Annotated in this window: 10 protein-coding genes; 9 read left to right on the forward strand and 1 reads right to left on the reverse strand. The window is 53.8% G+C overall.

Annotated features, from left to right (window positions below; translation table 11 throughout):
• Window positions 1-10 precede the first annotated feature (10 nt).
• The 5 genes from araA to rluA all read left to right on the forward strand — a co-directional run bounded on the left by araA (window position 11) and on the right by rluA (window position 8502).
• Window positions 11-1513 carry an L-arabinose isomerase gene (gene araA / locus FDX14_RS13290; protein WP_079225522.1) on the forward strand — a complete coding sequence of 501 codons (1503 nt, stop codon included), beginning with the start codon at window positions 11-13 and terminating at the stop codon, window positions 1511-1513.
• A gap of 96 nt (window positions 1514-1609) precedes the next feature.
• Window positions 1610-2305 carry an L-ribulose-5-phosphate 4-epimerase gene (gene araD / locus FDX14_RS13295; protein ID WP_042312376.1) on the forward strand — a complete coding sequence of 232 codons (696 nt, stop codon included), beginning with the start codon at window positions 1610-1612 and terminating at the stop codon, window positions 2303-2305.
• A 91-nt stretch (window positions 2306-2396) separates the two neighbouring features.
• Complete coding sequence (gene polB / locus FDX14_RS13300) at window positions 2397-4748, forward strand: DNA polymerase II (RefSeq protein ID WP_137349681.1); 2352 nt, start codon at window positions 2397-2399, stop codon at window positions 4746-4748.
• A gap of 176 nt (window positions 4749-4924) precedes the next feature.
• Window positions 4925-7831: an RNA polymerase-associated protein RapA gene (rapA, locus tag FDX14_RS13305; RefSeq protein ID WP_137349682.1), complete on the forward strand. Its 2907-nt coding sequence runs from the start codon at window positions 4925-4927 to the stop codon at window positions 7829-7831.
• An 11-nt stretch (window positions 7832-7842) separates the two neighbouring features.
• Window positions 7843-8502: a bifunctional tRNA pseudouridine(32) synthase/23S rRNA pseudouridine(746) synthase RluA gene (rluA, locus tag FDX14_RS13310; protein WP_042312382.1), complete on the forward strand. Its 660-nt coding sequence runs from the start codon at window positions 7843-7845 to the stop codon at window positions 8500-8502.
• A 173-nt stretch (window positions 8503-8675) separates the two neighbouring features.
• Here the strand turns inward: rluA and djlA are convergent, their stop codons facing one another.
• Window positions 8676-9491 carry a co-chaperone DjlA gene (gene djlA / locus FDX14_RS13315; protein ID WP_003845702.1) on the reverse strand — a complete coding sequence of 272 codons (816 nt, stop codon included), beginning with the start codon at window positions 9489-9491 and terminating at the stop codon, window positions 8676-8678.
• Window positions 9492-9746: 255 nt separating this feature from the next.
• Here djlA and lptD point away from each other — a divergent pair, with 255 nt between their 5' ends.
• From lptD to rsmA, 4 genes are read left to right on the forward strand one after another with little or no spacing between them, the layout of a single operon-like run.
• Window positions 9747-12104: an LPS assembly protein LptD gene (lptD, locus tag FDX14_RS13320; protein WP_042312385.1), complete on the forward strand. Its 2358-nt coding sequence runs from the start codon at window positions 9747-9749 to the stop codon at window positions 12102-12104.
• Window positions 12105-12157: 53 nt separating this feature from the next.
• Window positions 12158-13444, forward strand: coding sequence for a peptidylprolyl isomerase SurA (gene surA, locus FDX14_RS13325; RefSeq protein WP_042312387.1), 1287 nt, complete (start codon window positions 12158-12160; stop codon window positions 13442-13444).
• Entirely contained in the window at window positions 13444-14436 is a 993-nt protein-coding gene (gene pdxA, locus FDX14_RS13330; protein WP_042312390.1) for a 4-hydroxythreonine-4-phosphate dehydrogenase PdxA, read from the forward strand. The genes surA and pdxA overlap by 1 nt, the downstream gene beginning before the upstream one ends.
• The gene (gene rsmA / locus FDX14_RS13335; RefSeq protein WP_061382914.1) at window positions 14429-15250 is read left to right on the forward strand and encodes a 16S rRNA (adenine(1518)-N(6)/adenine(1519)-N(6))-dimethyltransferase RsmA; all 822 of its coding nucleotides are present in this window, start codon (window positions 14429-14431) and stop codon (window positions 15248-15250) included. Before pdxA ends, rsmA begins: the two co-directional genes overlap by 8 nt.
• The last annotated feature ends 86 nt before the right edge of the window (window positions 15251-15336 follow it).

Here is a 15336-nt window from a genome sequence, read left to right on the forward strand (position 1 = left end):
GGACACGACAATGACAATTTTTGATAACTATGAAGTGTGGTTTGTGATTGGTAGCCAGCATCTGTATGGCCCGGAAACACTGCGTCAGGTAACCCAACATGCCGAGCACGTTGTTAACGCACTGAATACGGAAGCTAACCTGCCCTGCAAACTGGTATTAAAACCGCTGGGTACTTCTCCTGACGAAATTACCGCTATCTGTCGTGATGCCAACTATGACGATCGCTGCGCAGGTCTGGTGGTCTGGCTGCACACCTTCTCTCCAGCCAAAATGTGGATTAACGGTCTGACTATCCTCAACAAACCGCTGATGCAGTTCCACACCCAGTTCAACGCCGCCCTGCCGTGGGACAGCATTGATATGGACTTTATGAACCTGAACCAGACCGCACACGGCGGTCGCGAGTTCGGCTTCATCGGTGCGCGTATGCGTCAGCAGCACGCCGTGGTCACCGGCCATTGGCAGGATAAGCAAGCGCACGAGCGTATTGGCTCCTGGATGCGCCAGGCGGTGTCCAAGCAGGATACCCGCCATCTGAAAGTCTGCCGTTTTGGCGACAACATGCGCGAAGTGGCGGTCACTGACGGCGATAAAGTTGCCGCACAGATCAAATTCGGTTTCTCGGTAAATACCTGGGCCGTGGGCGATCTGGTGCAGGTAGTGAACGCAATTAGTGACGGCGAAATCAACGCACTGATCGACGAGTACGAAAGCACCTACACCATGACGGCGGCCACGAAAGTCCATGGTGAAAAACGTCAGAACGTACTGGAAGCCGCCCGTATTGAACTGGGGATGAAACGCTTCCTGGAACAGGGCGGATTCCACGCCTTTACGACGACATTTGAAGATTTGCACGGCCTGAAACAACTCCCGGGTCTGGCCGTACAGCGTCTGATGCAGCAAGGCTACGGCTTTGCGGGCGAAGGCGACTGGAAAACCGCCGCTCTGCTTCGCATCATGAAGGTGATGTCAACCGGTCTGCAGGGCGGCACCTCATTTATGGAGGATTACACCTACCACTTCGAGAAAGGCAACGATCTGGTGCTCGGCTCGCACATGCTGGAAGTGTGCCCGTCAATCGCTGTGGAAGAGAAACCGATCCTCGACGTTCAGCACCTCGGTATTGGCGGTAAAGACGATCCTGCACGTCTGATCTTCAACACTAAAACTGGCCCGGCAGTGGTTGCCAGTCTGATCGATCTCGGCGATCGCTATCGCCTGCTGGTTAACTGCATCGACACGGTGCAAACGCCGCATGACCTGCCGAAACTACCGGTGGCTAACGCATTGTGGAAGGCCCAGCCGGATCTGCCAACCGCATCTGAGGCCTGGATCCTTGCCGGTGGCGCGCACCACACCGTCTTCAGCCATGCGCTGGATCTGAACGATATGCGCCAGTTCGCTGAAATGCATGATATTGAGATCGCAGTGATCGATAACGATACCCGTCTGCCGGCCTTTAAGGACGCGTTGCGCTGGAACGAAGTGTATTACGGGTTCAAACGTTAATTGGTGAAACGGATTGCCCGGTGGCATTTCATTTACCGGGCCTACAAATTACGTAGGCCGGATAAGCGAAGCGCCATCCGGCATTCAGGAGTTAACATGCTAGAAGATCTTAAACGTCAGGTACTGGAAGCGAATCTGGCGCTGCCAAAGCACAACCTGGTGACGCTGACCTGGGGAAACGTTAGCGCCGTCGATCGCGAACGCGGCGTGTTTGTGATTAAACCTTCCGGTGTCGATTACAGCGTCATGACCGCAGACGATATGGTTGTTGTCAGTATCGCCACAGGGGAAGTCGTTGAAGGCACGAAAAAGCCCTCCTCCGATACTCCAACGCACCGTTTGTTATATCAGGCATTCCCGAGCATTGGCGGTATTGTTCATACCCACTCGCGCCACGCGACAATCTGGGCGCAGGCGGGTCAGTCAATTCCAGCGACAGGCACCACCCACGCGGACTATTTCTACGGCACGATTCCCTGTACGCGGAAAATGACCGACAGCGAGATTAACGGTGAATACGAGTGGGAAACCGGAAATGTAATCGTTGAAACCTTCGAGAAACAAGGCATTGACGCAGCGCAGATGCCTGGCGTACTGGTGCACTCTCACGGTCCGTTCGCCTGGGGAAAAAATGCCGAAGATGCGGTGCATAACGCCATCGTGCTGGAAGAAGTCGCCTATATGGGGATTTTCTGCCGCCAGCTCGCGCCGCAACTGCCGGATATGCAACAAACCCTACTGGATAAGCACTACCTACGTAAACACGGTGCTAAAGCGTATTACGGACAGTAGTCTCTGCGGGTACAGGATAACTGTATAAAACCACAGCAAATCTATCAGAACCAGGCTATAATCATGCCTGGTTTTTTAATGGATACACAGCGTGGCGCAGGCAGGCTTTATTTTAACCCGGCACTGGCGGGACACCCCGCAGGGAACTGAGGTCTCATTCTGGCTGGCTACAGACGACGGGCCGCTGCTGGTTACGCTCGCGCCGCAGGAATCCGTCGCGTTTATACCAGGCAGTCAGGTTCCGCGCGTTACATCATTATTACGTACAGAGAACGGCTATCGCCTGACGCCGCTTCAACTACAAGATTTCCACCGCCAGCCCGTTTCGGGTCTCTATTGCCGCTCCCATCGCCAGCTCATGCGGCTGGAAAAACTCCTGCGCGAAAACGGCGTCACTGTCTACGAGGCGGATATCCGCCCGCCGGAGCGCTACCTGATGGAGCGCTTCATCACGTCCCCGGTCTGGGCCGAAGGCGACAAACAGCACGGCACGCTGATTAATACCCGTCTGAAGCCAAACCCGGGCTATCGTCCACCGCTAAAATGGGTATCGCTGGATATCGAAACCACGCGGCATGGTGAACTCTACTGCATTGGCCTTGAAGGTTGCGGGCAGCGTATTGTCTACATGCTCGGCCCGGCAAACGGCGATGCCTCGGCGCTGGATTTTGAACTTGAGTACGTGGCAAGCCGCCCGCAGTTGCTGGAAAAGCTCAACGACTGGATTGCCCGTCACGATCCCGATGTCATCATCGGCTGGAACGTGGTGCAATTCGATTTACGCGTCCTGCAAAAGCATGCCGAACGTTATCGCATCCCCCTGCGTTTTGGTCGTGATAATAGCGAACTGGAGTGGCGCGAGCATGGCTTCAAAAACGGCGTGTTCTTCGCGCAGGCCAAAGGTCGTCTGATCATTGACGGCATTGAAGCACTCAAATCCGCCTTCTGGAATTTCTCGTCATTCTCGCTGGAAACGGTGTCGCAAGAATTGCTGGGTGAAGGCAAGTCGATTGATAACCCGTGGGACCGAATGGACGAAATTGACCGTCGGTTTGCCCAGGATAAACCCGCGCTCGCCACCTACAATCTCAAAGACTGTGAGCTGGTCACGCGTATTTTTCATAAAACCGAGATCATGCCTTTTCTGCTGGAGCGCTCGACGGTCAACGGTCTACCGGTCGACCGTCACGGTGGTTCGGTTGCCGCCTTCGGCCACCTCTACCTTCCGCGCATGCACCGGGCGGGTTACGTGGCGCCAAATCTGGGGGAAGTTCCCGCGCACGCCAGCCCCGGCGGCTACGTGATGGACTCGCGCCCGGGATTGTACGACTCCGTGCTGGTACTGGATTACAAAAGCCTGTACCCCTCAATTATTCGTACATTTTTGATCGATCCGGTGGGGCTTATCGAAGGGATGGCGCAACCAGATCGGGAGCACAGCACCGAAGGTTTTCTTGACGCCTGGTTCTCACGCGAAAAACATTGCCTGCCGGAGATCGTTACTCAGATCTGGCACGGGCGTGAAGAAGCAAAACGCCACGGAAATAAACCGCTCTCGCAGGCACTGAAAATTATCATGAACGCGTTTTACGGTGTGCTTGGCACGACCGCCTGTCGCTTTTTCGACCCAAGACTGGCCTCATCAATCACGATGCGCGGTCATGCGATCATGCGCCAGACCAAAGCGTTAATTGAGGCTCAGGGTTACGACGTCATCTATGGTGATACCGACTCGACCTTTGTCTGGCTTAAAAAGGCGCACTCAGAAGATGATGCCGCCCGGATTGGCCGGGAGCTGGTGAGCCATGTCAACTCGTGGTGGGCGCAGTCGCTAAAGCAACAAAATCTGACCAGCGCGCTGGAGCTGGAGTTTGAAACCCACTTTTGTCGCTTTCTGATGCCGACTATTCGCGGTGCAGATACCGGTAGTAAAAAACGTTACGCCGGAATGATTCAGGAAGGGGCTGAACAACGCATGGTGTTTAAGGGGCTGGAAACGGTTCGCACCGACTGGACACCGCTGGCACAACAATTCCAGCAGGAGCTGTACCTGCGAATTTTTCGTAACGAGCCGTATCAGGAGTTTGTCCGCGAGACCATCGACCGTCTGATGGCGGGTGAACTTGATGCGCAACTGGTGTACCGCAAACGCCTGCGCCGCCCGTTAAGTGAATACCAGCGTAATGTTCCGCCACATGTCCGCGCGGCACGACTGGCTGATGAACAGAATATAAATCGAGGTCGTGCGCCACAGTACCAAAACCGTGGCACCATTAAATATGTCTGGACAGTAAACGGCCCTGAACCTGTGGATTATCAGCAATCTGCTCTCGATTATGAGCACTATCTGACCCGTCAGATACAACCAGTTGCCGAGGGAATACTTCCCTTTATCGATGATAACTTTGCTACACTACTCACAGGGCAACTGGGGTTATTTTGACGCGTGACGAAACCGCCGCCATCCAGTACCATAGCGCCCTTTCCATTCCTGGACCCATTTAACACCACTACCACTGATTTATTAGCCTGGTAGCGGGGTCGTATGCTCTCAAAAACCGGGTTAGCCCGGAAAATGACGAGTATTGCCTGCAATTAAAGATATAGAGCCGAACATATATGCCTTTTACACTTGGTCAACGCTGGATCAGCGATACAGAAAGCGAACTGGGACTTGGTACTGTTGTCGCCATGGATGCGCGAACCGTCACTTTACTTTTCTCATCGACGGGCGAAAACCGTCTGTATGCGCGCAGTGATTCTCCCGTGACCCGCGTGATGTTCAATCCTGGCGATACGATAACGAGCCATGAAGGCTGGCAGCTGCATGTCGATGAAGTAAAAGAAGAAAACGGCCTGCTTGCCTATATCGGAACCCGCCTTGATACCGAAGAAACCGGTGTAACGCTGCGTGAAGTGCTGCTCGACAGTAAACTGGTATTCAGCAAACCACAGGATCGCCTGTTTGCTGGCCAAATTGATCGTATGGACCGCTTTGCGCTGCGCTATCGCGCGCGTAAATTTCAGAGCGAACAGTACCGTATGCCGTGGAGTGGTTTGCGCGGCCAGCGTACCAGCCTGATCCCCCACCAGCTCAACATTGCTCATGATGTTGGTCGTCGTCACGCCCCGCGCGTTTTGCTGGCTGACGAAGTGGGTTTAGGTAAAACCATTGAGGCTGGGATGATCCTGCATCAGCAACTGCTTTCCGGCGCCGCTGAACGCGTACTGATCATCGTCCCGGAGACGCTACAGCACCAGTGGCTGGTCGAAATGCTGCGCCGTTTCAACCTGCGTTTTGCGCTGTTTGATGATGAGCGTTATGCAGAAGCGCAGCATGACGCCTACAACCCGTTTGAAACCGAACAGTTAGTTATCTGTTCGCTGGACTTTGCCCGTCGCAGTAAACAGCGTCTGGAGCACTTGTGTGACGCCGAATGGGATCTGCTGATTGTCGATGAAGCCCATCACCTGGTGTGGAGCGAAGATGCGCCCAGCCGCGAATATATGGTCATTGAACAGCTGGCTGAACGCGTGCCGGGTATCCTGCTACTGACCGCAACGCCAGAACAACTGGGTATGGAAAGCCACTTTGCGCGTCTGCGCCTGCTGGATCCAAGCCGTTTCCACGATTTCGCCCAGTTTGTTGAAGAGCAAAAAAATTACCGTCCGGTCGCTGATGCCGTCGCCATGCTGCTGGCTGGCAACAAGCTGAGTAACGATGAGCTGAACATGTTAGGCGACATGATTGGCGAGCAGGACATTGAGCCGTTATTGCAGGCGGCAAACAGCGACAGCGAGGACGCCCAGAGCGCGCGCCAGGAGCTGGTTTCAATGCTGATGGACCGCCATGGCACCAGCCGCGTGCTGTTCCGTAATACCCGTAACGGTGTGAAAGGCTTCCCGAAACGCGAACTGCATACCATCAAGCTGCCGCTGCCAACCCAATATCAGACCGCGATTAAAGTCTCCGGCATTATGGGTGCACGAAAGAGTGCGGAAGACCGGGCTCGCGACATGCTCTACCCGGAACAGATTTATCAGGAATTCGAAGGTGACACCGGCACCTGGTGGAACTTTGATCCGCGCGTGGAATGGCTGATGGGCTACCTGACCAGCCACCGCTCGCAAAAAGTGCTGGTTATCTGCGCGAAAGCAACCACCGCGCTGCAACTGGAGCAGGTCTTGCGCGAGCGTGAAGGGATCCGCGCCGCCGTGTTCCATGAAGGAATGTCGATCATTGAACGTGACCGCGCGGCAGCCTGGTTTAGCGAAGAAGATAGCGGCGCCCAGGTGATGCTATGTTCTGAAATCGGCTCCGAGGGGCGTAACTTCCAGTTCGCCAGCAACCTGGTGATGTTCGACCTGCCGTTCAACCCGGACCTGCTGGAACAGCGTATTGGTCGTCTGGACCGTATCGGTCAGGCGCATGATATTCAGATCCACGTGCCGTTCCTGGAAAAAACAGCACAATCCGTGCTGGTGCGCTGGTACCACGAAGGTCTGGATGCGTTCGAACATACTTGCCCAACCGGACGTACTATCTATGACACGGTATACAACAATCTGATCGGCTTCCTGGCTGAGCCGGAAAATACCGATGGCTTTGATGACCTGATCAAAACCTGCCGTGAGCAGCATGACGCGCTGAAAGCCCAGCTGGAGCAAGGCCGCGATCGCCTGCTGGAAATTCACTCCAATGGCGGCGAAAAAGCTCAACAGCTTACCGAAAGTATTGAAGAGCAGGATGACGACACCAGTCTGATCGCCTTTGCCATGAACCTGTTTGATATCGTCGGTATTAATCAAGATGACCGTGGCGACAATTTGATCGTGCTGACGCCGTCCGATCACATGCTGGTACCGGATTTCCCTGGCCTGCCGGAAGATGGCTGCACCATTACATTTGAACGTGATGTCGCCCTGTCGCGTGAAGACGCTCAGTTTATTACCTGGGAGCATCCGCTGATCCGCAATGGTTTGGATCTGATCCTTTCCGGCGATACCGGAAGCAGCACTATTTCTTTATTGAAAAACAAGGCATTACCAGTCGGCACTCTGCTGGTTGAACTGGTCTACGTTGTAGAGGCGCAAGCGCCGAAACAGCTGCAGTTAAACCGCTTCCTGCCACCAACGCCGGTACGCATGCTGCTGGATAAAAACGGTAATAACCTTGCCGCGCAGGTTGAATTCGAAACCTTTAACCGTCAGCTCAGCGCCGTTAACCGCCACACCGGCAGCAAACTGGTCAACGCCGTGCAGCAGGATGTTCATGCCATCCTGCAACTGGGTGAAGCGCAGGTGGAAAAATCCGCCCGCGCGCTGATCGACGCGGCGCGTAAGGAAGCGGACGAGAAGCTGACAGCAGAACTGTCGCGTCTGGAAGCCCTGCGTGCAGTTAACCCGAACATCCGTGATGACGAACTCAGCGCCATTGAAAGCAACCGCCAGCAGGTGTTGGAAAGCCTGGATCAGGCGGGCTGGCGTCTGGATGCCCTGCGTCTAATCGTTGTGACGCACCAGTAACGGAGCCATACATGGGGATGGAAAACTACAATCCGCCGCAGGAGCCCTGGCTGGTTATCCTGTATCAGGATGAGCACATTATGGTGGTCAATAAGCCGAGCGGCTTGTTGTCCGTGCCGGGCCGTCTGGATGAGCACAAAGACAGCGTGATGACGCGCATTCAGCGCGATTATCCGCAGGCTGAATCCGTGCATCGTCTGGATATGGCAACCAGCGGCGTGATTGTAGTCGCGCTAACCAAAGCGGCAGAGCGTGAACTAAAACGCCAGTTTCGCGAGCGCGAACCGAAAAAGCAATATGTCGCACGCGTATGGGGACATCCCGCTCCGGCCGAGGGACTGGTTGATTTACCGCTGATTTGCGACTGGCCGAACCGGCCAAAGCAGAAAGTGTGTTATGAGACCGGGAAATCCGCGCAGACCGAGTATGAAGTGGTAGAGTTCGCGGCGGATAACACCGCCCGGGTGGTGCTCAAACCTATTACCGGACGCTCCCACCAGCTGCGAGTGCATATGCTGGCATTAGGGCATCCGATTCTGGGTGACCGCTTCTACGCCCCGCCACAGGCCCTGGCGTTAGCGCCGCGCCTGCTGCTGCACGCAGAGATGTTAACCATCACCCATCCCGAATACGGCAACAGCATGACGTTTAAAGTCCCGGCGGATTTTTAAAACGTTGCTGGGGACGCATTTCGTTTTTGCTTTGTGTCTCTATTTATAGACACAAATCATTCGAGATGCATCGAGGCGGCAAACGAAGAAATCCCCAAGAGCATAGATAACTATGTGACTGGGGTTTCACAGTGCAGCCAACAAAGAGGCAGCTTGAAGGATGCCGTGTATATTTACTTAAATCCTTTCTGCTCTTTAATCAGCTCGTACGCCTTCTGAATTTCCTGCGCCTTCTGCTTAGCCATCTCCATCATCTCCGGCGGCAGCCCTTTCGCCACCAGTTTGTCCGGATGGTGTTCGCTCATCAGTTTACGATAAGCGCGTTTAATGGTGGTCGCATCGTCGGTTGTTTTAACACCGAGAACATTGCAGGCGTCTTCCAGCGTCGGGCCTCGTTGCGCTTGCTGCCAGCCGCCACCACCGGACTGCTGCTGATATCCGCCGCCGAACTGTGCCCCGCCCTGCATCATGCGCAGAAACTGATCAAACTGGGTGCGCGAAATCCCCAACTCTTCAGCGATCACATACAACACTTCGCGCTCGTTAGGATGCAATGACCCATCGGCAAATGCTGCCTGGATCTGGATCTCCAGAAACATGCGGATCAGATCGAATCGACCAAAACAGACGCTGCGAAACTGACGCATCTTTTCACGTAATGGGTAATTGTCTGATTTTCCCACCCGGAAGGCGTGTTGCGCGGCAGTACGGGAATCACCGTGCAAATTCATCCGATCCATCAACTGGCTGGCGATATGAATATCGGCTTCCGTGACGCGACCTTTGGATTTGGTCAGATGTCCCATCACCTCAAAAGTGGTGGCAAAAAAAAGCGCCTGGCGTTCACGTTGGTTGGCAAACCACGCCATTTTGCGCATGCGGGCTTTGTCGAACATGTGGCCGACTAACAGGCCCAGAACCACACCCCAGAAGCCGCCGCCCATCATTAAAGCCACGGCTACACCAATTATCTTTCCCCAATACTGCATAGACTCCCCAAATCTTTATGCTCTCAGCCAGACTATGTCCCACAATATAAGCTGCTTTTACCGTTTGACGGCTGCGGTCAATTGTGGGACATCGCCTATAATTTGCATTATCATACCTGTCATTCAATGCCGTGCCTAACACCACGGATGCCTAAATGGGCAGGATTAACACTAGCGCAGTGAAGATGAGATAAGTTAGGCTGTGACCGTTTGTCACGCGCGACGCTACCGATGATGGAACAATAAATACAACGTATGAAAAAACGTATTCCCACTCTTCTGGCCACCATGATTGCCAGCGCCCTTTATAGTCAACAGGGTCTGGCAGCCGATCTCGCCTCACAGTGTATGCTGGGCGTGCCGAGCTATAACCGTCCTCTGGTGAAGGGCGAAACCAATGAATTACCCGTCACCATCAATGCCGACAACGCGAAAGGGAATTACCCGGATGACGCAGTGTTTACCGGCAACGTGGATATTGCGCAGGGTAATAGCCGCCTGCAAGCCGACGAAGTTCAGCTTCATCAGAAGCAGGCAGAAGGCCAGCCGGAGCCAGTACGTACCGTCGATGCGTTGGGTAATGTCCATTACGATGACAATCAGGTTATTCTGAAGGGACCGAAGGGCTGGTCTAATCTGAATACCAAAGATACCAACATCTGGGAAGGTGATTACCAGATGGTGGGCCGTCAGGGACGCGGGAAAGCCGACTTGATGAAACAGCGTGGGGAAAACCGTTATACCATTCTGGAAAACGGTAGCTTTACCTCCTGTCTGCCCGGTTCCGATACCTGGAGCGTCGTCGGTAGCGAAGTCATCCACGATCGTGAAGAACAGGTCGCAGAGATCTGGAACGCCCGTTTTAAACTGGGTCCGGTTCCGGTCTTTTACAGTCCTTATTTACAGTTGCCCGTCGGCGATAAGCGCCGTTCCGGTTTCCTGATCCCGAACGCAAAATACTCGACTAATAACTATTTTGAGTTCTATCTTCCGTACTACTGGAACATTGCGCCCAATATGGACGCCACCATCACGCCGCATTATATGCACCGTCGTGGCGGCATCATGTGGGAGAACGAATTCCGCTACCTCACCCAGGCGGGGGCAGGCCTGATGGAGTTCGACTATCTGAACTCCGATAAAGTATACGAAGATGATCACCCGAAGGATGACAATTCACGCCGCTGGCTGTTTTACTGGCGGCACGCTGGCGTAATGGACCAGGTGTGGCGTTTCAACGTCGACTACACCAAGGTCAGCGATACCAGCTACTTCAATGATTTCGATAATAAATACGGCTCCAGTACCGACGGCTATGCCACGCAAAAATTCAGCGTTGGCTATGCGGTACAGAACTTTGACGCCACGGTCTCGACCAAGCAGTTCCAGGTCTTCGATGCCGCAAACAGTAACAGCTACTCTGCGCAGCCGCAGTTAGACGTCAACTATTACCAGAATGACGTCGGTCCGTTTGATACCCGTATTTATGGCCAGGCGGTCCATTTCGTGAACACCAATGACAACATGCCGGAAGCCACGCGTGTTCACCTGGAACCGACCATTAATCTGCCGTTGTCAAATAACTGGGGCAGTGTCAATACCGAAGCGAAACTGCTGGCAACGCACTATCAGCAGACCAACCTGGATTGGTACAACAGTAACCCGAAAAATACCAAGCTGGATGATTCCGCCAACCGCGTCATGCCGCAGTTTAAAGTCGACGGCAAGATGGTCTTCGAGCGCGATATGAACATGCTGGCGCCGGGATATACCCAGACGCTGGAGCCGCGCGCGCAGTACCTGTACGTCCCATACCGCGACCAAAGTCATATCTATAACTATGACTCATCCCTGCTGCAATCTGACTACAGTGGCCTGTTCCGTGACCGCTCTTATGGCGGCCTGGACCGTATTGCTTCCGCCAATCAGGTAACGACCGGGGTCACATCTCGCGTTTATGATGACGCGGCCGTTGAACGTTTTAATATTTCTGTGGGTCAAATCTACTATTTCACCGAGTCTCGCACTGGCGATGACCATACAGAATGGGAGAATGACGACAAAACGGGCTCACTGGTATGGGCTGGCGATACCTACTGGCGCATCTCCGATCGCTGGGGTTTACGCAGTGGGATCCAGTACGACACGCGCTTGGATAGCATCGCAACCAGCAATAGCAGTATCGAATACCGCCGTGACGAAAACCGTATGCTGCAATTGAACTATCGTTATGCCAGCCCAGAGTATATTAAGGCCGCGGTACCTTCACGCGATGTAACTAACGCCCAATATGAAAATGGGATTTCACAGGTAGGTGCGGTGGCGAGCTTCCCGATTGCCGACCGCTGGTCGATTGTCGGTGCTTACTACTTCGATACCAATGTGAACAAAGAAGCAGATTCAATGCTGGGCTTACAGTACAACTCTTGCTGTTACGCTATTCGCTTCGGCTACGAACGTAAGCTGAACGGTTGGGATAACAAAATGCAGCACGCGATTTATGACAACACGATCGGCTTTAATATCGAACTGCGTGGCCTGAGCTCTAACTACGGTCTCGGCACCAACCAAATGTTGCGTTCGAACATTTTGCCGTATCAAAGCGCTTTATGATCTGATTGATTTACAACGTAATCCGCATTGCGGTTAATTGAAATGGAAAAAGTATGAAGAACTGGAAAACGCTGCTTCTCGGTATCGCCATGATCGCGAATACCAGTTTCGCTGCCCCACAGGTAGTCGATAAAGTCGCAGCCGTCGTCAATAACGGCGTCGTTCTCGAAAGCGACGTCGATGGCTTAATGCAGTCAGTAAAACTTAATGCGGGTCAGGCTGGTCAGCAGTTACCGGACGACGCCACGCTGCGTCATCAGATCCTGGAGCGTTTGATCATGGATCAAATCCTCCTGCAAATGGGTCAGAAGATGGGGGTTAAAATCTCTGACGAGCAGTTGGATCAGGCTATCGCCAACATCGCCAAGCAGAACAACATGACGCTGGATCAGATGCGCAGCCGTCTGGCACAGGATGGCTTAAGCTATTCGACCTATCGTAGCCAGATCCGCAAAGAGATGACCATCTCCGAAGTGCGTAACAACGAAGTCCGCCGTCGCGTCACCATTCTGCCGCAGGAAGTGGATGCCCTGGCGCAGCAGGTTGGCAACCAAAACGATGCCAGCACCGAGCTGAACCTGAGCCACATTTTGATCCCATTACCGGAAAACCCAACTTCAGATCAGGTAAACGCGGCTGAAAGCCAGGCGCGTTCCGTTGTTGATGAAGCGCGTAACGGTAGCGATTTCGGCAAACTGGCTATCACTTACTCCGCAGACCAGCAGGCGCTGAAAGGCGGCCAGATGGGTTGGGGACGTATTCAGGAACTACCGGGCATCTTCGCTCAGGCGTTAAGCACCGCGAAGAAAGGCGATATCATCGGCCCTATTCGTTCAGGTGTAGGTTTCCACATCCTGAAAGTCAACGATATGCGTGGTCAAAGTCAGAGCATCTCCGTGACTGAAGTGCACGCCCGCCATATTCTGCTGAAGCCATCGCCGATCATGACCGATCAACAGGCGCGTCTGAAGCTGGAACAAATCGCGGCAGATATTAAGAGCGGTAAAACCACCTTCGCGGCAGCAGCGAAAGAGTTTTCTCAGGATCCCGGTTCTGCCAACCAGGGCGGCGATCTGGGCTGGGCTGCAGCGGATATTTTCGATCCCGCTTTCCGCGATGCGCTGACCAAACTTAACAAAGGCCAGATGAGCGCCCCGGTGCATTCCTCTTTCGGTTGGCATCTGATCGAACTGCTGGACACGCGTAATGTGGATAAAACTGACGCAGCGCAGAAAGACCGTGCCTACCGTATGCTGATGAACCGTAAATTCTCGGAAGAAGCAGCGACCTGGATGCAGGAACAGCGCGCCAGCGCATACGTTAAAATTCTGAGCAACTAATGACTCGTATTCAACGCGTTGTCATCACTCCCGGCGAACCCGCCGGGATTGGCCCAGACCTCGTGGTTCAGCTCGCACAGCGTGAGTGGCCCGTAGAACTCGTCGTCTGTGCGGATGCCGCTCTTCTCAGTGACCGGGCAGCGATGCTCGGTTTACCGCTTTCACTCCTCCCCTACTCTTCAGATACTCCAGCCAGACCGCAATCAGCAGGTACGTTGACGCTGTTACCGATTGCGCTACGAGCACCTGTAGTCGCAGGTCAATTGGCGGTAGAAAATGGGCAATATGTCGTGGATACGCTGGCTCGCGCCTGCGATGGTTGTCTGCAAGGTGAATTTGCGGCGCTGATTACCGGCCCTGTCCACAAGGGCGTAATCAATGACGCTGGGGTGCCGTTTACCGGGCATACCGAGTTTTTTGAAGAGCGTTCACAGGCGAAGAAAGTGGTGATGATGCTGGCGACGGAGGAGCTGCGCGTGGCGCTGGCCACCACGCATTTGCCGCTCAGAGCCGTTGCCGACGCCATTACGCCTGCCCTGTTGCAGGAAGTGATCGGCATTCTGCATCATGATTTGCGCACCAAATTTGGCATTGCCGATCCGCATATTCTGGTGTGTGGTCTTAACCCGCATGCTGGTGAAGGCGGACATATGGGGACGGAAGAGTTAGACACCATCATTCCGGTCCTCGATGCACTGCGTACGCAGGGGATGAAATTAAACGGCCCACTGCCTGCAGATACGCTGTTTCAGCCCAAATATCTCGACCACGCGGATGCCGTATTGGCAATGTACCACGATCAGGGTCTCCCCGTGCTAAAATACCAGGGATTTGGTCGCGGTGTGAATATCACGCTGGGCCTGCCCTTTATTCGCACATCTGTCGATCACGGTACCGCACTTGAACTTGCGGGTCGTGGGCAAGCAGATGTCGGCAGTTTTATTACGGCGCTTAACCTCGCCATCAAAATGATTGTTAATACTAATGAATAATCGAGTCCATCAGGGCCACTTAGCCCGTAAACGTTTCGGGCAAAACTTCCTTAACGATCAGTTTGTGATCGAAAGTATTGTCTCTGCTATCAATCCGCAGAAAGGTCAGGCAATGGTCGAAATCGGCCCGGGCCTGGCAGCATTGACCGAGCCAGTAGGTGAACGACTGGATAAGCTCACGGTCATTGAACTGGACCGCGACCTTGCCGCGCGCCTGCAAACTCACCCGTTTTTAGGGCCAAAGCTGACGATTTATCAGCAAGATGCCATGACGATGAACTTCGGCGAACTCGCACAAACGATGGGCCAGCCGCTGCGCGTTTTCGGCAACCTGCCGTACAACATCTCCACGCCGCTGATGTTCCATCTTTTTACCTATACTGATGCCATTGCCGACATGCATTTCATGTTGCAAAAAGAGGTAGTCAATCGTCTGGTTGCAGGGCCAAACAGTAAAGCGTATGGTCGATTAAGCGTCATGGCGCAATATTATTGCAATGTGATCCCGGTACTCGAAGTACCGCCATCCGCATTCACGCCTGCGCCTAAAGTCGATTCCGCCGTTGTGCGTCTGGTTCCACATGCGACGATGCCGTACCCGGTTAAAGATGTCCGCGTGCTGAGCCGTATTACCACCGAAGCGTTTAACCAGCGCCGTAAAACGGTACGTAACAGCCTCGGTAACCTGTTTAGCGTTGAGGTCCTGACCGAGCTGGGTATTGATCCGGCGATGCGAGCGGAAAATATCTCTGTCGCGCAATACTGCCGGATGGCTAACTATCTGTCAGAAAAAGCGCCATCGAAGGAGAGTTAAAGATGATCAATTCGCCCCGAGTGTGCATTCAGGTACAAAGCGTCTACATTGAGGCGTAGACTGGCCCCCTGAATCACCAGACAACC

The sequence above is a fragment of the Citrobacter sp. wls710 genome (assembly GCF_005281115.1).
Lineage (GTDB): Bacteria > Pseudomonadota > Gammaproteobacteria > Enterobacterales > Enterobacteriaceae > Citrobacter > Citrobacter werkmanii.